We start from the raw sequence: 19,475 nt of genomic DNA on the forward strand, positions 1-19,475 counted from the left end.
TGCTGCACTGTCTAGCAGTGACTTGAGAGCGGTTCTACTCCTCTACATGGGTGTCGTCCGCTTGCCTCGCCGGTAGTCCCACGGTGGAGTGGGCGATGGGTCACGCCAGAGCCCGATGCGATGCTGTTTCGCATCGGTCTGCGCCTCGGCGTATAGCTGGCGGTCCAGGGGCCGCTGCTCCTTGGCGTAGTTGGCGTAGTGCCAAGCTAATCCTGACGAAATCTGGGCGAGGTTGATATCTCTGCCCTCGACGAGCACCTTACCGACCAACCGGCCGTAGCGGTCTCGTTTGTGCCACTCGACGGCGACTTGCCGACGGTACGCTATGGCGGACAACCCTTCCTTGGAGCGGTGCCCGGAGGGCTGCCCCTTTTCAGGGGCGTCGATACCCGAGAGTCGAATCCTGTGCTGGACCTTCTCCGCATCCAGAACGGTCAAGGTGTCGCCGTCTTGAATACCGACAACCACGCCCACTAGGGTGCTTGCGAACGACGGGCCTGCGGCGACAAGAAAGAGCGCCGCGCAGATGCTTCGCGCCGCGGCACCGAACCCGTTCCAACGACGACAAACACTTGCGCTAGTCATCTCTCAGCGGCCTCCGAACAGCTTCTTGAGAATGTCCCAAACACTGAAGGTGGTACGTGAATACACCCGGTTGTATGCGGCCCGTTTTGGGTTGGTCAGCCAACCCCAGCCCCGAGGCGCTTTGAAGCCCAGGCTATGGCGGACAAACCTCGCCGAAGAAGTGCGTGCGGCAATCACCTTCTTCAGCGATGGCTTGCGCATTCCGAACTTCATTGCGGCCTCCTTCTGATTTGCTCTTGCCTTCTACCAACTACTGAGGAGCAACCTCACCACGGATGATGCCAAATGCTGAGATGCGGAGCAGTTCGACCTTGTTCGCCAATGCTCCCTATGAGCCTTGGAGGAGGCGCTAGCCCACCGTGGCTTTGGAATGAGATTCGAGGCATTCGATGTACGAATCGTCGATTGCTTCAAAGGAGTCTGGCGCGAGCCATGCGGCACCCCCAGCCGCGAGCGCACTCGAATACCCCCAAGACGCCACTCGTCGACATACTGCGGCGTCGCCAACCAGCCCGGCCTGAGCTCCAAGCTCTGCAATGTCGTCTGCACGGAAACTGAGCCGAGCCAGCCACCTCTCAAGGTGCTGCTTTCCCGCCAACGTGTCGGACTTGCTACGGTTGCAGCTGGGGTGGGCGAGCACAAAGTTGTGCGCAAGGTCGCGCGGGTACTGCGAGAAGGGAATGAAGTGGTCAACGTTGGCTGAGGTCAGACTCCCTCTGCAATAGAAGCAGTGCGCACCGTCAAGGCGCCGCAATCCTTCAGCCATCGTCGAAAGTGACTGCCTCGAAGTCGAGAACAAGAACTCTTCGAGGTCATCGGCTTCGCCAAGCATGCTGTGGTTGCGGCGATTGCCCTTGACGTGCGCCAACCAGTGCGCACGTGCGAGTTGCTGAATGAGTGGCTGGAAGCGACGCAGGCAGTACATGACCCCGGGCTTCAGGCGCACCCTTCCCGGCGCAGGACGGTTATACAAGAACTCGTCGGTGGCTCCCCCGAAGTTCTGGAGGTGGGTCAGCGGCAGGGCGGACACAGTGTGCGTCACTTTACTGAGGAGGGCTGGGTATGAGGAATGCCGGGCTGCGACTTGTGGAGAAGTTGCAGAAACCCGTGCTCGAAACTCCCCGATAGCCGAGATGACCGCAGCTTGTGGCCCGTTGTTCTGCACCAGCACACCTGGCTCCGAACCTACCCGTCCCTGACCGTAGGGAGTGACGTGCCTCCAGTAGAGGTCAAGGAATCGTTCTCCCAACTGCCTTGTCAGAAGCACGAGCTCGGAGCCATCGTCCCGTCCAAGCTCTACGGCAAGGTCAGCCAGCGCAATGAGCAGTGCGAACTTGTACGTGGCCGTGAAATCCCCCTCTGCAAACAAGCGTTGCAGCTTGGCGAGGAAAGCCAGCTGCGCATCAGCTGACGGAGGCGAAGTCGCCGTCACGATTCACTCTTGGTCCAGTAGTCCGCCTTCTCCGGAATCACCCAGCGCACGCCACCGCGCGGGTCTACACGGTCTCCCCTGTACCGAGGAATCAGGTGGATATGGAGGTGGAGGACCGTTTGACCGGCAGCGACGCCGTCGTTGATGCCAATGTTGAATGCATCCGGTGCGTGCTTGCGTGTCACCTCGTCCCTCGCCTTGTCCAGCAAAGAAAGAAGTCCAAGTCGCTCCGCTTCCGTGGCGTCGAAGAAGGAGGCAACGTGCCTCTTGGGGATGACAAGGCTGTGCCCGGCGGATACCGGGAAGCCGTCGAGTATCCAAACCGCGTGGTCATTCTCGGCGCAGACGCGCTCACGAGGAAGCGTGCAGAAGACGCACTGGCTCTTCGTGCTCATGCGACAACCTTACGAAACGAGGCGCGATAGTCAATCGGCTCAAGATTGAGCTGCCGGGAAACATCACCGCGCAGCATGTACAAGGCTGGCGATTGTCGAAACTGGAAAACTCGGTAGAGGAAGAACGCCTCGCCGGCCTCCTTCGAGAACTCGAGCTCGTTGCGGCTGATGATGAAGGATGAGGCGTGCGTTCCGTTGGTCGTTTTGACCTCGATGTACCGGGGCTGGCTAGGTGCGTCATAGGACAGGATGTCGTAGCCGGCCCCATCTCCTAGCCGGTCGGACACCCACTCAAGGCGTTCAAACAGTTCGCCCAGGCGAGCATCGACCAGCCGCTTGTGCTCGAAGTCGATGACCCACTCCTCGCCGGCGCGCCCGAGCTTCCTGTTGACCTCGTCACGGCTGGCGAAATCCACCTTTCTCGGCAGGCGCACGCGCGGTCCGACGAGTTCAACGGCTGCGACTGCCTCAATCGGCGGTGGGTCTACTACTACGGCGCGGTAGGTCCTCTCGGCAGGAGTCTTGACCTCTTCCAGCGAGTCGACCAGTCTGCCGACGAGCTCCGCGTTGCCGAGGACGAACGACTGCACCGCCTTTCGTAGAAGTAGCTGTGCATTGCTTCGGGGCTTGTAGCCCGAGATGTAGGGTAGCCCCAATCCAAGCAGCACAGCGCTGATGTTCTGGTGTTTTAGTTCGACGGACGCCTTACTTCGGCCTCGAAGACTCTGCCGCAGTGCCGCATTGAACTCGGTCTTCTTGTAGGTCTCCTGGTTTGCCTCGAGGCGAAGCATCTCGAAGTACGACGCTACGGTCGCCTCGACTTCCTCGGCAGACCAGTCCTCGCCGGTGCGCACGACCTCGAAGCCCAGACTCTGAAGCTTCGGGACGACCGTGGCTTCACCACCAGAAAAGTCTTCAGCCTTCAGTGGGCCATCCTGAGGAAACTGGTGGCCGTACGCTGCTCCGACGATAGCCTTGGAGTCACAGAGTTCACCGGTCCTTGGGTCTCGCACCAAAAAATCTCGCGACTTGCCGAAGCCGTAGCGCTCGAGGAACGCCGTTCGCCCGGTCGCCACGAACTCGTCCAGCGCCGCTTGCACCGCTGCCGGACTCTGGAGGTGGGACAGACTCTTAGCCAACTTGTTCTCTCAAGCGGCACCTACCGCTAGCTCTCCAGGCGCGCCCAAGCCGCAAATGCTGTTCGTTTGAATCTGTCTCATGTGCGCTTAGGGGTGGAATCTCCGGCCGGGTACTTCACCGCGTTTGCTGCGAGCTTCGCCGCTACGGCTTCGTTAAGGTCGACGCCCAGCACCGACGACAACCTGACCAAGAAGAGCAGGACGTCCGCCAGTTCGTCTCGTACTGCACGAGCCGTCCTCGGGTCCTGTCCGACTGACTTGGACTGCTCTTCGGTCAACCATTGGAAAAGCTCGACGAGCTCTCCCACCTCACCAGTGAGCGCCATCGCCAAGTTCTTCGGCGAGTGGTACTGGTTCCAGTCCCGCTCGTCGGCAAACTTCTGCAGGGCCGCCTCTAGCGCCGACACGTCGATAAATCGAGTCTCGTCATTCATGGTGGTCATTCAAGTCGGCTCTGGAAGAACTTGCGAGTGCCCTCGTCCATGAAGTGTACGTAGCAGCCCTTGATGCCCCGCGTGAAGAGCACTCGATACGTGTTTTTCACCAAGTCCACAAACCGGTCTCCGCTCTTCTTGACGACCGAGTCGAAGGAGTGCTTCTTGTCCCCCACCCAGATGTTCTTCTCCCAGTCGTACCGCAGGTCCGGTCCGAAGATGATGCCGACGTAGTCGAACTCGAAACCCTGTGCGGTGTAGACGCAACCCACCTGTTCCAGACCGCCTGGGTCCGACGCCCAGAAGTTGGACTTTGGGATGCCCGCACCGAGATGTCCTGCGTCCGGCTTGGCGTTCCAAGGCATGGCCCAAGTACCGACTTGGACGTCCTTGACCAGGCTGCCGTCGCCGTTCGGGTTAGACCAGGGCCAGCAAAAGCCTGCCACCAGTCGCGCGCTGCCTTCGGCTGCCTTCTGGCGGATGGCATACTCGAGTTCTTGGACCGAGTCCATCACTCTGAACTCGTAGACGTCCTCACGCTTCCAGAGCACGTTTGCCGTCCGGCGAATGTCCAGCGTGTTGTCGACCCAGTTGATGAAGCCATCGGAACCACTACAGCGGAACTGAGCGTCGAGCTCGTACTCGAGCAGCTTTGCTCCGGCGCGCTTGGCCGCCTCACGGATGAGGTCCGAGCTGCCAACTTCGCCTGGCCGAACAATCTGCCGGTCATCAATGAAGAAGACGCTGACCCGCGCGATGTGCACGAGCTCGTCAACTTGGGGCAGTCCTGACCAGTCGCTCGCCTTCGTGAAGCGGTCCTTGCTGCTTTCACGTATGCGATGCGCCTCGTCCAGAACCAAAGCGTCGAACTGGTTCGGAGGCAACTCACCCTTCTTGTTGACGTTGAAGTAGCCAAACTGAGCTGCTGCCCGAGTGCCGACCACTCTTCGCATGTTCTCGGTGAATGCCTTTGAGCCGGTGAGGTGCATTGTCTTCAGGCCCTCGCCCGAGAGCCGACCGAGCAGATGCAGCGCGATGACCGACTTCCCAGTGCCCGGGCCGCCGCGGACCAGAACTACCGTCTTCTTCAGCTTAGACGTCTTGGCGCCTTCCCTTACCTCAGCCAGCACCTTGGCAAAGACAACCTGTTGGCTGTCCAGCAACACATAAGCCTTCTGGTCCTGCACGACCTTTGCCGTGTGCTCCAGGAGCTTCTTGCTCGGCGCGAACTTGCTTTTGAGGACCTTTTCCAGGACGGCCTCACCGCGTCCCGCCCGGAGGTGGTCCCCCATAAAGGTGATGAGGTCATCCTGCTTGTCGCCTGTGAAGGCCGGGTACTGCTTCAGCACTGTAGAGTGCCGTGAAGCAAAGATTTCGTTCTCGGGGCTGTAGGAGAGGTTGTGCAGGAACGCGCAGGACCGTAGGCCGACCTCGCCTCGCCCGAAGACCGAGTGCATGTCCCGCAGGTACTCCTCGTACTGCCCCACCTGTCGAGAGGGGTGCAGGATGTCCTTCTTGCTGCCCGCCACCCATGTCGTCACACAGTCTTCGGCGTTCGACTCCTCGACGTCGCTCCACTGCTTGAGCTCGACGATGACGGAGTAAGGCTGCCCGCCGTCGTCATGTCCGGTGACCATGCAGTCCAGTCGCCGGCTCGACAGGGGCAACTGGTACTCGAGCAAGACGCCATGGTCGAGGAAGTCCCCCTGCTGTAGGGTGAAGGCCATCCGGAAGAGAGAGTTCTGCCAAGACTGCACCTCTTGGAGGGATGGCTTGTAGTGGAAGGCGTCGAGAAAGGCACGCTCCAGCTTGCTGGCGATGCCGTTCCTTGTGGCGTCGGAGATGAAGTCTCTCGATGTTCCGGTGTAGAGCTGCATGGGTCCAGGTGGTGTGCGCTACTCGACACGGGCGACGATAACCGGCGGAACTTGGCTGTCGAATCCGAATACCGCGAACGCCGACTGAACGTGGCTCGCATGTGGCCCCGCAAGTTCGCCAGGAGCCAAGACATGGCCGTTGGCGCCCGGCAGGTTCCACGCTACGGCTCTCATTGCGATGACGTCCGCCGAGTGTGATGACTTCTTGCCCTTCTCCTTGAAAGACACGAAGGCTTCGAACAGGCGCACATCTCTCATCAGCCCGGAGTCCAACATTCCACGGACAAGGTACGCGGCTGCGACAGTAACCTGGCAGCCTAGGCCAGCGTACCAGTATCGGTGCCCTGTCTCGTCCTTCTCCATCGAGCGACCCTCCGGGTTGCCCGCAGAATTAAAGGCGACGCTGAGTGGAGCCTCGATGACGAGATTCATGGGACGAGCGACCTCACTGCCCAGCTTGGCCAGCTCTGCCTTGAGTTCACTGAAGGTGAGTTCCCTCGGCTCTCCGTCGTGCACGAGTAGACCTCCGGTCTTCCCTTCGCGCGCGAAGCCCACATCGACGAAGACCCAGGTCCCAGTGTCGCGGCCGATGTCACCGATTGAGCCGGCTCGAAGGTGTGGCATCTCTTCGTCTCGACTCGAAGCGACGGCGCTCAGGCGACCGACCTCACGTGGATGTGCACGAAGCCTGAGGGGTCCGTGACCTCCTTGACTTCCACGTAGCTCTGCTTGCGGACCAGTTCGCTCAGCTTTGTAAAGCCATAGTTGCGTGCGTCGAACGAGGCGTTGTTCTTGCCGATGAAGGACCCAACCGCCGACAGGGTCGCCCATCCACTGTCACGAGCGGTCTCCTTGATGGCGTGGGTCAACAACTCCTTTAGGTCCGGAATGTTGGCCACTTGCAGGGGAACTGCCGCCTCGGCGGGTCGCTTGAGGACCTCGAGGAAAATGAATCGGTCGCAGGCGGCGATGAAGGCCTCCGGCGCCTTGCGTTCGCCAAGCCCTATGACCATCTTGCCCGCTTCTCTGAGCCGGGTCGCTAGGCGAGTGAAGTCACTGTCACTCGAGACTAAGCAGAAGCCGTCGACGTTACCCGCATACAGCAGGTCCATCGCGTCGATGATGAACGCCGAGTCCGTCGAGTTCTTGCCCTTCGTGTAGGCAAACTGCTGCATCGGCTGGATGGCAAGCTTGTGGAGTTGCTCCTTCCAGCCAACAAGGTTCTGAGTGGTCCAGTCGCCATACGCTCGCTTGACGGTTGCGGTGCCGTACTTGGCGACTTCCTCCAGCAGTTCCTTGGCCACCGCGGCAGAGGCGTTGTCTGCATCAATCAGAACCGCCATTCGGGTCGTCTCAGTGCTTGCCATTCCCTTGCCCTCCTCGTCTGTTCCTCGGTTCGAAGCTGCCTGCCAAGAGCTGACTGGGCGTCAACTGAACAAGAGCCGCCTTCGGATGGCTGTCGCCTGGAGACCTGCACAGTGTCCTGAACTGTACCCACGGAGGTCGCCATCTAGGGTCCCGTGCGGTCGCCCGAATACGTCGCTCCACTTCACCGCCGCCCCACAGCAAATAGTCGAGGACTTGACGCGGGGTTCGCGCTGCGTCTTCCGTGCGCGCCTCCCACAACTGTTCGGCATGAAGCCCAACCTTCAAATCCGGGGTCTGCTGAGTCTGCGACAAGCCTATTGGGCGTTCACACGCTTACCGCCGTAGTCGATGACGGCGTGAATGCCAAGCGGTTCATGCACTGCGAGCAAACGGTTCCGGGGCGAAGGGCAAGAGCCGGAAATGTCGGGCATGACTGAGCTTCTGAACTGCGACATGTCGACGGTACGTACACCGGACAGCCACCCCGTAGCCCCATTGGCCTGATTCGCTATGGTGCCACCCAGTCTCCCCAAGCCTCGTAGACCATGACCATTGCCAACGTGTCGAGTTCGCAGTACCGGCGCAGTGCCGCTGCCACCCGGTCGACCTCCAGGGCGTCAGTCTCCTCGAACTGAATCCGTGCCCATGCGGTAGTCGCTGCGCCGCCCTCGGCGAGTTGCATGTCCTCATCCGCGTCCAAGCCGTCCAGTACCTCTGGGGGCAGGTCGTCGAACACCGGCGGTAGCAGCGAATATGGGTTAACGGGAACACCGTCGACCGCCTGCCACCACTGCCAGTCCTTGAAGTTCTTGCTCTTAATGCCGTGGGCTGCGCCGTACATCGGAAGGCCGTAGCGCTCGCGCAGATACGGCGATGAGGTCAGTACTGCCGGCAGGACCTTCTTCAGCGATGAGCTGCCCTTGGTCCCAGGGTGGAAAAAGGACCTCTTGGCCAAGTCGCACAGGTCGTACATTGCCCTCGCCCCTTCGCGGCCCCCGGTCTCGCGCGTCACGCTCTCTAGGAACGTCTTCAGGTCAGCAGCGTCGGCTGGTGGCGCTGGGTCGTTCTCAAGTTCTTCAAGGATGGAACGAAGAGTTGTGTTCTCGTGAGCGGTCCACATGAAAATGGTGCCCTTGTCCCCGACCGCCTTTCTAAGCTCCCGCGTGAACTCGTAGTTCGGCGAGACTCCGCGCGCCAAGCTGAGGTACTCGTTGGCGTGCGCGACCGTTCCATCGCGGTCGACCCGGTGGTGTGAGAACTGGAAGGCGATGTTGGAGTACGGCCTCTGCCCCATGTAGAACGGAATCGCGACCCGCGCCGTCTCGAAGTCGATGAAGTGCAGCGGATAGTCCCAGGTGGCCATCTCGGCGCGCATGCGGTCGCGGTCAATGAAGAACTCGCCACCGCCCGGCCACTGCCCGCTCACCTGCATCCAGTGGCGCTGGCTGGTGCTCAGGCCGTCATCTCCTTCCTTGTAGCCGAGGTGCTCCTTGGTCACGTCGGGCAGGCGAAGGACACCTTGCTCGATGAGCGTCTCTTTCTTGCGGAAGTTCCAGATATCTAGAACGGTCCCTGCGTCCACATCTGCGCGCGACCAGCCCTTGGCGTCGTGCCAGCATTCATGAAAGCCGCTAGCCAGCGGGTCGTTTGCTTCGGCCCGGAACTCACACTTGGCGCAGTGGGCACCGATGACAGGGGGAACCTTGCGGTCGTCGGCATAGTGCGCCGCCCAGAGTGCTGCGACGTCGCCGAACGCCCCACTGATGCCTGGGGCGGAAAGCGGTTGCGCGTGCAGTTCGTCAACATAGGCGTCGACGTTCACCGCTGTCAGGATGGGCGCGCCGATGGATTCGTGGGTCGTACCAGGCCGGACCAAGATTCGTTGTCGCCCGTTGGTATCACGCTGAATCTTGAAGCACTGGTTCAGGCCGGCCACGGTACTGACCTTCGATACGTCGGCCATCATCAGGTGAGACCGGATGCGCCAGCCCGGATGAGCCTGGGCTAGCACGAAGCGCTGAAAGGCTATGTCCTGCAGGTACGGCAGCATGTCCTTGACCCAACCGCCGCGCTTGCCCTTGAAGGCGAACGGGTCCCTGCTGTCGAATGACTTGGCCTTGACCTCGATGAGTTCAATGTCTTCGCCGACCTTTCGCAGGATGTCGACTCGCACCAGGTACGGGCCGTGGCCGATGGCCGCCTCATACAGGGTCACGGCGTGCTGCTGCAGCAGCTCGGCCGTCTGCGCCAGCGCCTCGGCGTTTCCGGCTGCGGTGACCTCAATGCCGCCGGGATGCATGACCTTGGCCAGTTCACCGACCTGAAAGCCGCCCTCGGCCAGGGCAGCCAGAAACTCGTCGTCGAGCTTCTTGTTAGCGTAATGTCTGGCCTTGCCTGTGTAAAAGAGCTTGGTCGGGCACTCCAGTGCAAGGGTGAACCGGGACTTGGTCAGGTAGCGAGTACTCGGCAAGGTCAACGTCCTTCAGTCACTCAGAGCTCGAAAGCGATTGGCTATCCTCGGACCCGGTGCCGGACGTAGCCGCCAGGCGCGCCCAGCCACATCGGTCTCAAGGGCACCTCTTTCCGCAGGGCTGATGGCCTCAATACCCACATACGCCTTAAGGCAACAGACGTTTGCCTAGGACGTCCCGGCAGAGGTGGTCATCAATCACCACGAAGTCTCGGCGTCGATGACTCGCCACCGAAACCGGGGTTGGATGACCGTAGCCGGTGTGGGTGCCGGCTGAGAAGAACGCCTTCGACTGCAGGGGGTGCCGGGGCGCGACGACCTGAGCCGCACTCGCCTCGTCACCATGATGAGGAACGACGACCGCGTCGAAGCGGTCAAGCGCCATCGACACGATTGCTCTGTTGCCGTCCTCCGCCATCCGCTCGTAGACGTAGTCGCCCGGCAGAAGCCCTCTCCCTCCCTCGCAATACACAGCGGTCACCAAGCACTCACCGTTCTTGTCGCTGGCGGTCGGCTTGCTCCTGCGCACATCGAGCCAGTTCCGAGAGTTCAGGTTGAAGACATGGTCCTCTACGCCGACAACCTTGGGCTTCACCGCTGGTGCAGAAAAGGCCAATGCCGGCTCTCCTGCGGGCAGAAATACGCTTCGCACCTTGGCCAGAACGGCGGCATCCCAGTCTAGAAGTCGCCAATGGTCCGAATCCGGGTGAGAAAGAATCGCCGCTGCCTCCTCCAACTCGGAAACAAGTGGGCCCAGTTCGTTGACGAACGGCTTGCCGTCATCGTGCAGACCGGCCAGATACTGCTTGCGGCGCACCGGCGTCCCAGCGCCAGCGTCGAGGATGTAGCCCGTGCGGGACCCATGAAAGACCGAGCACATGCCCTGCCCCACATGGAACGTGGTCAGGCTGCACTGAGCCTGTTCTGCGATAGCAGGCAAGAGAGCAACAGAACTTGCCGCTGCAATCGGCGCCACCTTGGCCCCCTCGACCGGGCTGATATCCCGCACTCGGATGTAGCTTGGGTCAGCCGCCTGGAAGGCCGGGTAGGCGTAGCTGCTGGAGAACTCACGGACCACCTCATACTCAACCTTAAACCATCGGTCTCGCGGAAGCGCATCCTCTAGGTCAGTGAAATGCAGTCCGTTCCCTCGCCAATTGCCGTACATAGCCCAGAAGGGAGGTGGACCAATCTCTCCGATGTCTCGCCAGTCAATGTCAATGACAAACGTTCGGCATCCCCATGACGAGTTGTAGCTCGCACTCTCGAATGCCGACCTGTCAACGCCGATGAGTCGCACACAATTGCGGTACGGTGGATAGTCCTTGACCGCCCACAAGGACTCCAGCTGCGCAAAGAGCTGGCCTTCCGGAATGCCCCATTCCCCGTCATTCATCTCACGAGCCCCGTTTCTGCCAACTGCATGAAGCCACGGTCTGGTGCGAAGCCAGCCGACCTCGGGCCATGCATCGCATTACCTCAAGTTCGATTCTGGACAGTTGCTACGTCAGGTCGAACTCGACCCAACGTAGGCGAGGCTCGTCAGACCCTGAAGTCGCAGACCCCCATCGCACACCCTGCACGCACCCTGTCGGCGTCCGAAACGGCGCATTGCTTCCTGTCAGCCAACCGTCATCAGCCCTGACTACTCGGTCCCCGCACAGCCGCTCAAGAGCCGCGAGGATGCCGTGGTAAGGCATCTCGCCCCACTTCACCTTCTTTGCATCCGCCTCGTTGGTGGGGATGAAGGCCGACAGGTCGGGGTTCGTCATCAATTCCAGGCCCTTGTCCTGCAGCGTTGCATTCTGGCTGCCGTGGTGCCCGACCTTGTAATAGACGGTCCTTGCCAACAGGTCAGGCCCGGTGACCACAGCACCGTCCTTGAAGGTCCAAGTTGTATCCTGCCAGCTAAGCCAGTTCCCCACCTGAGCGTCCGCTGCGAAGAGAAAGACGCGCTGGGTATCCACGAACTCGAACGCAAGAACAAGACTCGTGTTGTTGGTCTTGCTGTCAAGCTGCAGCGCCAGTTCGCCGCTCGACGTCAGCCAGTCATGGTCGATTCGCCGCCAGGCCTGGTCGGTTTCGTTCGGGTCCACAAGCTTCTTGCGCCGCCTCGAGCTGACGGCAGGCGCAGCAGAGGTCATCGGGCCGAAGTAGTGGTCGCGGGCAAACGCTTGAATCGGGTTCTCCCCTGACTGGGCCCCTGGTGCCGCGAGGTCGCCAAGGTCACTGCCCGTGGAAGCCTCGAACGGTGCCGCAGCGTCCTCTACAAGGTACTCGCTGCCTTGCGCCGCCATCGCACTCGACAGCGAGTACGCGATGCGGGAACCATTCGCCTTGTCGGCAACCTTGTACATCTCGCCTGCACGCTCAAGGATGCGCAGGTAGTTCTCATCCCTTGACGGGGCCAAGACGTAGATGCGCAGGCTCGGCAGACCCTTGATGGCCAGAGGCGGTTGGGCGGGTTCGAGGTATCGGATGCCTTTGGTCGCCATCGCCTCGGCACACTTCCGAAAGGCCCGCACCCGCTCACCCTTCGCGCCGAAGCTGAAGCCCAGAAGCGAGTCCAGACCGTCTCGAAGCGCCTGCATCCCAGGACTCAAGCCTTGTGCCGAACTCAGCGCGTGACTTGCTCCTGAAAGAGCGCTCAAGGCCTGTTGCGTGAACTTGTCGAGTGCCTGCGCTTGCGGGTCCGACTCCGACTCGGTCCATGCCATCCAGAGCTCGCCGATGGTGATGTTTGCGAACCGATTCGGCCCCGGGGAGAAGGCCGAGTTGTGGTCCGTATGCTCGTGAGTCAGAACGAGGACGTCGATGTGCCCTCCCGTCGTGGTCTCGATATCCGCAACGATGGCGTCGACAATCTTGGAGCCGCCCGTGATGGACGTGTGGATACCGCAGTCGATGAGCATCCAGTACGGCTTGCCGTCGCTCTTCGTGAACCTGAGCAGATGGCAATCTCCGATGCCTTGACAGTAGTGCCGAACGGTGAAGCCTGACGGCGTAGTTTTGGCAACCATGTCAGCACCTCCCGTGACCGCTATGCAGCAGCGCAAAGGGCTCGGCCCGACTGTCGTCAAGGTATAGAGCCCTCAGCGATGACGCAGCGGGAGAACTCGCCATTCGGCGCTGTCGCTCGAGACGTGACGCGCTGCCGCTGTTCTTCACAATGGCATACCGGACCTCGCACCGCCCCGGTCGGGGGTCGAGTATCAGGGTCGCCCCACCGCGAAACCACATCTGCGGACCGTTCGGGTCCTTCGGATTAACTGGCACTCGGCGCCTCTGAAGGACGGTGGCGACCACCTCGACGTGAAAGCTTCCATCCGGTGCAACCCGTCGCGACGGTCTGATGCTCGGTACGTCAAACGTCGTCTGGCCAGCGGCCGCCTCCTTGTTGACCTCTCCCGTGATGCTGTAACGAGGCACCCCGGGTAGCAGGCCGAACTGGGCATGCACGTCTTCGCGCTCAGCGAGCAGCTTCCTCATCGCCATGAAGAACAGCCACCGGTTCTTCTCATTGAGTTGGAACACCTTCGACCGGTCAAGCGCCCGGTCCCAGCCAAAGTCGAGGTCCTTGACCAGCGGACCGAGCCAGTCGGGTTTTGGGTCTTCGAGCGTTTGCCAGGCCAACGTCTCTTCGGACACGGTTCGAACGTCGCGCGGCAGCAGGTCGCGCCTGCGGAAGGCCTCCATGAACGCCAGCCGATAGTGGTACTTGTCGTTTGCCACCAGGTCGATGTCTGCGGTGATGAGGGCCCGCAGATATTCGCCAAAGGTGATGTCGACGGCGGGACAGTAGTCCAGGGCGCGAATGCACATCCTCAGCACATGCCGCGCGGTCTTGCAGGCCTCTTCGGTGAGCCGATTGACCAGGTCAGGGTGTAGTGCGCCAGCTGGCAGTACGCCAGTGCCGTTCGTCGCGATTCGAATGAGGTCCGCCGTCCGGTTGTCGACGATGCTCAGGAAGGCCTGATAGACCGCCGACACCAGAATGGAGCCGCGCGCATGCACGTCCATCGTCTTGGCATAGCTGAGCGCGCCAATCTCCTTACCCAGGTAGTCGCGGAGCGGTCCTCCGCGCGCCGTCCCTTCGCCAAACTGCTGGGCCAGCGAGCCGAGCAACTTGGCGGCATCCAGTCTTCCGCGCGCACGCGCAATCTGAAAGCGTATCAGTTCGGGGATGGCAAAGTGCTGGAAGATGGCCACGATGTCCGCGAAGGCCTCGTGGAAGGCAGGCACATCGGGATTCGATGCCTCCTGAAACTTGCGATGCAGGCCATCCAGCAGTGCATGCGACATCTCGTGGGCAATGATGTCGCTCGACAGGCACGTGAAGACCATCGAACCGTTCGGCGTGGAGTCCTCTGGCGTCGACGTGGCCCGGAAGTACCCGAACAGCAGAGCCACCTTGTCCGGGCTGTAGTACGCGTTGTCGGTGCGCAGGGCGTGCGGATAGATGCGCAGGCGAGGAACTTCGTAGGCCTTCGGGACTGTCTTGCCGTCCTTCTCGAAGGTGCTCCAGCGGGGCGCCCACAGCACCTTGCGGCCGAGCGCTTCCTCGAAGTTGCCAATCGTCCGCATCGCAACGGCATAAACCATCTGCTGGTGGAACTCGGGGTTACCTTCCGAGGGCGGCCATCCGTCCTGGGCCAGCAGTTTGGGTTCGTTGAGGTTGACGGGGTCGTACAGCCGGTTCGAGGCTGGGTCAACGTCCACGACTTCGAGATACTCCCCAACCGGACCAGGCGCCAAGTTCTCTTCCCATGGGATGCTCAGTACGGTCTCGTTCACCGCGACCGACGCCAGCGACTTGGCGATAGACGGGTCAAGCGCGTACACACGCAGTCGGCGAGGCGGAGGCGGCAGTACCTTCGGCTTGCGCTTGACGGACCGACTGGCCACGGCAGTCGGCACGGTTCCAGCTGCGACCTGCGTCCTGCCCAGTTGCCGCTCCAGAAACACCCGTAGCGGCGCGGAGGGATTCCCGGCATCCAGAGCAGCTTCGAGGTACTTGTTGCGCGCCACCGACGTGACGTCCCCCGCCTCGACATCACAGTCCGCAACGGCAGCCTCGACCGCTCGGACGCGCTGAGCCATCTGCGTCAGCTCGAGGGACAGCATCTCAACGACGTGAACCGGCAGTCCGGGCTGCAGGCTCACGCCCCCGCCAAAGATGAGATTCAACCATCCCCAGCTGGGCTCAGCTTGCGAAGCCATCGACAAGGTTTCGGCGATGGGCGGTTGAATGGCGAGCGCTCGTTCCGCCTGCATGACGCCTTGTCCCACCTTGGCAAGGGTCTCTTCGTCATCCATGGATGCCGTCTGCTTCAGCGCGGACTCGAAGAGAGCGAACCTGGCGGCCTGAACTCGCATCCACGGCTCTGGGTACTTCTCCAGCTCGGTCCGATACTTGGCAATCCAGAGGGCCACAGCGGCCGCAATCTGTGGCGTTGCTGCCGACGTGCCCGCACCATCCATGCTGACTAGATTGCCGCAGCCGAATTCCGCCCACGGAACATTCGGGGTGTATGCCCCAAGTGCAGTGGGCATCTTGCTCTGGGGTCCGTAGTTCCCCTGCATCGTCTTCAGCTTCAGGCCCGCGTAGGCGCGGCCATCTGCCATCACGCCGCAAGCAGCAAGAACGCGTCGGTACCGGGCGGGAAAGACGATGGTCTTGGGCGTCGGCAGCTTCGCGTAGTTGTTTCCGGCGGCCGTGACCATGAACACCCCGGACTCGTAGGCCAGGTTTACGGCATCCGCCAACGCGCGGGAGGTCAACCCTCCCATGCTCATCGAGAGCACATGGGCACCGAGGTCGACGGCATGCTGAAGTCCTTGGACCATCGTTCCGGTCGAGAACCGCACCACCCAGTCGGCAATACGGATGGGAACGACCGTGGCAAACGGAGCGCCCCCTAGGTAGTCCGAGAAGCCCGGCCATGCCCCGTCAATTCGGTTGCCTGCAAGAAGCGCAAGCGTTGCAGTGCCGTGCCCTTGATTACGGAACGCAGGCAGTCCATCCGGCGTTCGGTCAGTTGCGTCGTTCGGTCGGTCCGGGTCAACGAAGTTGCGTTGGTTCGCCAAGTCGAGGTGGACCGGACGTGTCGCGTGGTCCGGGTCAAATCCCGTGTCAAGGTGTGCCACGATGACTTTCGCCAGAAGGTCCGGGGCAATCGCCTCTCGGGCGGCGGCCAGTTGCGAGTAGGCTGCCCCGAGATTCCAGGCGTTTCCATCTGGAGAGGTGGCCTTGCCGCCACTCTTGTCCTGTGGGCGGAACGTGCACGACTTCGCCAGACCCAAGGCGCCGTCAGGCCTCTCAGCGTCACCGAACCAAGACTGCTCGAAGTCTGGTTCGACAAACTCGACGCCACCGCCGGCCCCCACCCCCATGGGACCTCCGGCCTGCATCTCCTGAACCAGGCGATACGCTGCATCCCATGCGTTGTCGTCGCCAGAGGTACGAACCCGAAACCACGTCGCCGGCTGCCCGCCGTGCAGCCCCGGCCTTCGCGGGGAGCCTCCGCTCGGAGGCAGGATGAGGATGGGCTCAACCGACTGAGGGCCGAGGCTCTTCGAGAGTGCCCGGAGGGTCTTCTTGGAGTCACCGCGAACTTTGACCAGAAGACCGGTGCGCTTCATCACTTTCTCTCCCGCGTTGTTCGGCTCTCTGCCTTCCGTCGCAGCCTAGTCGAACACTTGATAGCACGCTAGTGCCATGCTGGGGCCGTAAGCTGGTCAGCAGTTCAGAGGTCTAGCGAACAAAGAGGACGTCCGACAACATCTTGGGAGAACGCGGCGTAGCCCGCGCGGACTTCTTTCTTGGGCGTTCCATTGGTGACAAGCACTGTGCGCAAAGCAGCGCGTCCGCCACAGCAAATCCGTCTAGTTTGTAGAACTCCGCTCCCGGCTGTTGAAAGTGGCGGACGTCTGCTCTACGAGCCACAGCCTTCGCGAGAGCTACGCTACCGCTGTCAACCAACCAAGCGAAGATGGCAGTGACGAAGAGTCGTGAGTTCTCGGCGACCACATGCAAACAGTCGTCGGCTTCAGACAGCCACTTCGCTCGTTGACCTTCATTCAAGCTCGCCGCCTGAAAGGCCGCGAGAACTGGAGCAAGTGCGGGGCCGGCTGCTGTCGCGTCAGGTCGCGCGGCAACGAGTCGCCGGTACAGCTCGTAGAACTGCTCTTGGTTTATTCGCGTGCCGCATAGAACTGCCGCCACACCATCCTTGGTCCCCTCGGTCTGACATCGCCATCTTGCCGCCCACTCTCTCCACGCTGGTGAGCTGGCTGGGAGCGGTCAACGTCTGCTGCACGCAGAGCCAGCGCCTTGGGCGGTCGCACGGAGCGTCGCCGACTCTATGCAGCCCGCACCCCATGTCTGCACCCCGCAAAGGAGGATGACGCGCGGCCTATGCACCCACGCCACCGCTCGATTCACACCCGAGTGCTGCGGTCGCGGTCGATATTATTACCCAACCACCACATTACAATAGCTGCAGTATTTAATATCTCGACGATGGGAGTGAAATATACATCAGCGCCCAGGCTTTTGGCAATGAATTATTCAACGATATCAACGAGATAGCTCATGCTTGAGAGATATTCGTGAATCCCTCTGCGGACACCCCAATTCGCAAGTCGAACTTGCCCTGCCAACAGCCCGAGTGAGCCGAAGATTCGCACACCCCAATACTCAAACGGAGTGTGCCCATGGCGAAACGCCAAACCGCGACACGGACCATTTCGAATGCCGGTCGCCTGCGGGTCCTGAGGGTCGTCGCCGCCATCAAGGCGATTGGCCTGGCCCCCACCGAGTCGTCGGTCGAAGCCGACGGCCTCATCGACCTGGAATACGACCCGACCATCGACCGCTTCGAAGTCCAGGCGGTGACGGTCGAGGTCACAGTCGATGGCCGGACCGTCAAATACACCCCGGACGTCCGCTACGTCCGCCGAACCGGCGTCATAGGGTTCCGCGAGTTCAAGGGGTCCATGGAGGACCTCGACACCGACACCGCCCGCAAGCTGGAAGCCGCCAACGAGCGTTTCCTGCGCGACGGCTACGAGTTCTCCGTCATGGATGCGGCGCAGCTGCGAGTGGGCTGCCGCATGGACAACCTGCGCCTGCTGCACCGCTACGCCCGTTGGCCGGCGCCGGCAGCGCTGCGCGCGCAGGTGCTCGAAGCGCTTGAGGCCCGGCCGCGCCAGACCCTGGGCGAGCTGCGCTCGTTGGTCGGCAACGCCCACCTCGGCGGCCTGTACAGGATGCTCTGGGACCGGCAGGTCGGCGTCGACCTGCTGAGCGAGCCGCTGTCGGCGTGGACGCCGGTGTGGAGGGTCGCCGCATGAAAGCATCCCTGCTGTCGTTTGTCCGGGGCGCGAAGTACAGCCTGAACGGCCAGATGGTCGAAGTCGAGAGCGTCGACCTCAAGGAAGGCACGGCCATCCTCAAGGCCCAGTACCCCAACAAGGCGTCGCTGCGCTACAGCCTTGCGGAGCTGAGCACGATGTTCTTCCGTGGCGAACTGAACCTGCCGTCCGATACCGCCGCATCGCACGAACCGACTTGGAAGGCCACGCTCAAACCGCTGACGCAAGAACAGCGCAAGCGGGTGGAGCGTCGCATCGCCTACACGAATGCCTGCACCCCGCTCTATCCGGTCGGTCCGTTGAGCCGTCGCTTGTCGACCGCCATCGCCGAGGTCGCACAGCGCCTCGGAGACAAGCGGCCACCGTCACCTCATTCAGTCTACCGCTGGATGCGCCGCTACATCCTGTCGAACTACAACACCGCCGTCTTCTTTCAGGACGCGGGCGCCATCCGGCAGCGCAAGCCCCGCGTCGACAAGGGCGTGCGCGACCTGCTGGCCGTGGAAATCGAACGTCTGCTGGGCGCCGACAAGAAGGCCACCCTCCATGGCGTCATGGACGAAGCCTTGGCCTCGGTGGCAAAGCAGCTGGGCCACATCCACTTCATCGCCAAGGACGGGAGCCAGCAGGTCGCGGCCGAATTTATCGTCGAACGGGAGCGACAACGCGCACAGGCCGCCGAGGAGGAGCAGACGAAGCGGAGGCAGACGAAGCAGGACGAGCGCAAGACGGAGGACTACCGTGCAGCAGCCTGATGCCTTCAATCCCCTGCGCGTCTCGCGCGAGACGGTGCGTCAAATCGCGCTTGGCGTCGACCGGTACCAAATCATGCGGTCGCGATGGGGCCGGTCGGTTGCCGACGCCAAGCGCAAGCCGCGCTCGGCCGGCGTGGTGACGACACGGCCGCTCGAGCGGGTCGAACTCGACCACTTCCTATGCGACGTGCACCTGGTCTGTCACAGGACCGGTGTGCCGTTGGGCCGGCCCTGGCTGACCCTGGCCGTCGACCACTACTCCGGCATGGTGGTCGGCTACCACCTGAGCTTTGCGCCGCCTTCGGCGGCCTCGGTGCTCGCGTGCCTGAGGCACTCCATCCTGCCCAAGTAGGCCCCCTCTCCACTACCCCAGAGGCCACCTATCCGGACCACCGCCCGCAGGCACGGTGGAGCCGCCGCATCGCCTGCCAGCCCCAACGTCACTCAGAAGGAGCACCCATCGTGAGCAAGAAGCTTCTCTTTACGCGCCCTGTCGTTCATATAGCGGACCGGGTCTTTCCAAATGCACCGAGAGTCCGTGCAGACGACCCGCACAACGGCTACTGCCTCACGGACTACTTTCGAGACATGTACGAACTCGCTCGAACGGCCGGGGCCAGTTTCCCGCAGCTGAAGCCACACCT

At 61.8% G+C, this 19,475-nt stretch carries 16 protein-coding genes; 3 read left to right on the forward strand and 13 right to left on the reverse strand.

Annotated elements, in window-relative coordinates:
• Positions 1–42: 42 nt before the first annotated feature.
• The 13 genes from Q0599_RS11105 to Q0599_RS11165 form a co-directional block, all read right to left on the reverse strand.
• Complete coding sequence (locus tag Q0599_RS11105) at positions 43–438, reverse strand: thermonuclease family protein (RefSeq protein WP_298829445.1); 396 nt, start codon at positions 436–438, stop codon at positions 43–45.
• 150 nt (positions 439–588) lie between these two features.
• The gene (locus Q0599_RS11110; protein ID WP_298829447.1) at positions 589–798 is read right to left on the reverse strand and encodes a hypothetical protein; all 210 of its coding nucleotides are present in this window, start codon (positions 796–798) and stop codon (positions 589–591) included.
• A gap of 136 nt (positions 799–934) precedes the next feature.
• Complete coding sequence (locus Q0599_RS11115) at positions 935–2,017, reverse strand: HNH endonuclease (protein ID WP_298829448.1); 1,083 nt, start codon at positions 2,015–2,017, stop codon at positions 935–937.
• Positions 2,014–2,412 (reverse strand): HIT family protein, encoded by a 399-nt coding sequence (locus Q0599_RS11120; RefSeq protein ID WP_298829449.1) that lies wholly within the window; start codon positions 2,410–2,412, stop codon positions 2,014–2,016. The genes Q0599_RS11115 and Q0599_RS11120 overlap by 4 nt, the downstream gene beginning before the upstream one ends.
• Positions 2,409–3,551, reverse strand: a complete 1,143-nt coding sequence (locus tag Q0599_RS11125) for a DUF3883 domain-containing protein (protein WP_298829451.1) — start codon at positions 3,549–3,551, stop codon at positions 2,409–2,411. Before Q0599_RS11125 ends, Q0599_RS11120 begins: the two co-directional genes overlap by 4 nt.
• Before the next feature lie 77 nt (positions 3,552–3,628).
• Complete coding sequence (locus Q0599_RS11130; protein WP_298829453.1) at positions 3,629–3,985, reverse strand: nucleotide pyrophosphohydrolase; 357 nt, start codon at positions 3,983–3,985, stop codon at positions 3,629–3,631.
• Between the two features lie 5 nt (positions 3,986–3,990).
• Positions 3,991–5,862, reverse strand: a complete 1,872-nt coding sequence (locus tag Q0599_RS11135; RefSeq protein WP_298829454.1) for a DUF2075 domain-containing protein — start codon at positions 5,860–5,862, stop codon at positions 3,991–3,993.
• 18 nt (positions 5,863–5,880) lie between these two features.
• Entirely contained in the window at positions 5,881–6,486 is a 606-nt protein-coding gene (locus Q0599_RS11140; protein ID WP_298829455.1) for a hypothetical protein, read from the reverse strand.
• A 29-nt stretch (positions 6,487–6,515) separates the two neighbouring features.
• On the reverse strand, positions 6,516–7,205 hold the full coding sequence (locus Q0599_RS11145) for an NYN domain-containing protein (protein ID WP_298829456.1): 690 nt from the start codon (positions 7,203–7,205) through the stop codon (positions 6,516–6,518).
• Positions 7,206–7,738: 533 nt separating this feature from the next.
• Positions 7,739–9,700 (reverse strand): DUF2779 domain-containing protein, encoded by a 1,962-nt coding sequence (locus tag Q0599_RS11150; RefSeq protein WP_298829457.1) that lies wholly within the window; start codon positions 9,698–9,700, stop codon positions 7,739–7,741.
• 148 nt (positions 9,701–9,848) lie between these two features.
• Positions 9,849–10,778, reverse strand: coding sequence for a hypothetical protein (locus Q0599_RS11155; protein WP_298829458.1), 930 nt, complete (start codon positions 10,776–10,778; stop codon positions 9,849–9,851).
• A gap of 424 nt (positions 10,779–11,202) precedes the next feature.
• Positions 11,203–12,720, reverse strand: a complete 1,518-nt coding sequence (locus Q0599_RS11160; RefSeq protein ID WP_298829459.1) for a hypothetical protein — start codon at positions 12,718–12,720, stop codon at positions 11,203–11,205.
• 1 nt (position 12,721) lies between these two features.
• Positions 12,722–16,342: a S8 family serine peptidase gene (locus tag Q0599_RS11165; RefSeq protein WP_298829460.1), complete on the reverse strand. Its 3,621-nt coding sequence runs from the start codon at positions 16,340–16,342 to the stop codon at positions 12,722–12,724.
• Between the two features lie 1,074 nt (positions 16,343–17,416).
• Here Q0599_RS11165 and Q0599_RS11170 point away from each other — a divergent pair.
• The 3 genes from Q0599_RS11170 to Q0599_RS11180 are packed head-to-tail and all read left to right on the forward strand — an operon-like array spanning position 17,417 to position 19,183.
• On the forward strand, positions 17,417–18,055 hold the full coding sequence (locus Q0599_RS11170; RefSeq protein ID WP_298829461.1) for a hypothetical protein: 639 nt from the start codon (positions 17,417–17,419) through the stop codon (positions 18,053–18,055).
• The gene (locus tag Q0599_RS11175) at positions 18,052–18,831 is read left to right on the forward strand and encodes a hypothetical protein (protein WP_298829462.1); all 780 of its coding nucleotides are present in this window, start codon (positions 18,052–18,054) and stop codon (positions 18,829–18,831) included. The genes Q0599_RS11170 and Q0599_RS11175 overlap by 4 nt, the downstream gene beginning before the upstream one ends.
• Entirely contained in the window at positions 18,818–19,183 is a 366-nt protein-coding gene (locus Q0599_RS11180) for a hypothetical protein (RefSeq protein ID WP_298829463.1), read from the forward strand. The genes Q0599_RS11175 and Q0599_RS11180 overlap by 14 nt, the downstream gene beginning before the upstream one ends.
• Positions 19,184–19,475: the final 292 nt, after the last annotated feature.

This window comes from uncultured Piscinibacter sp. (genome assembly GCF_937952055.1).
GTDB lineage: Bacteria > Pseudomonadota > Gammaproteobacteria > Burkholderiales > Burkholderiaceae_C > Piscinibacter.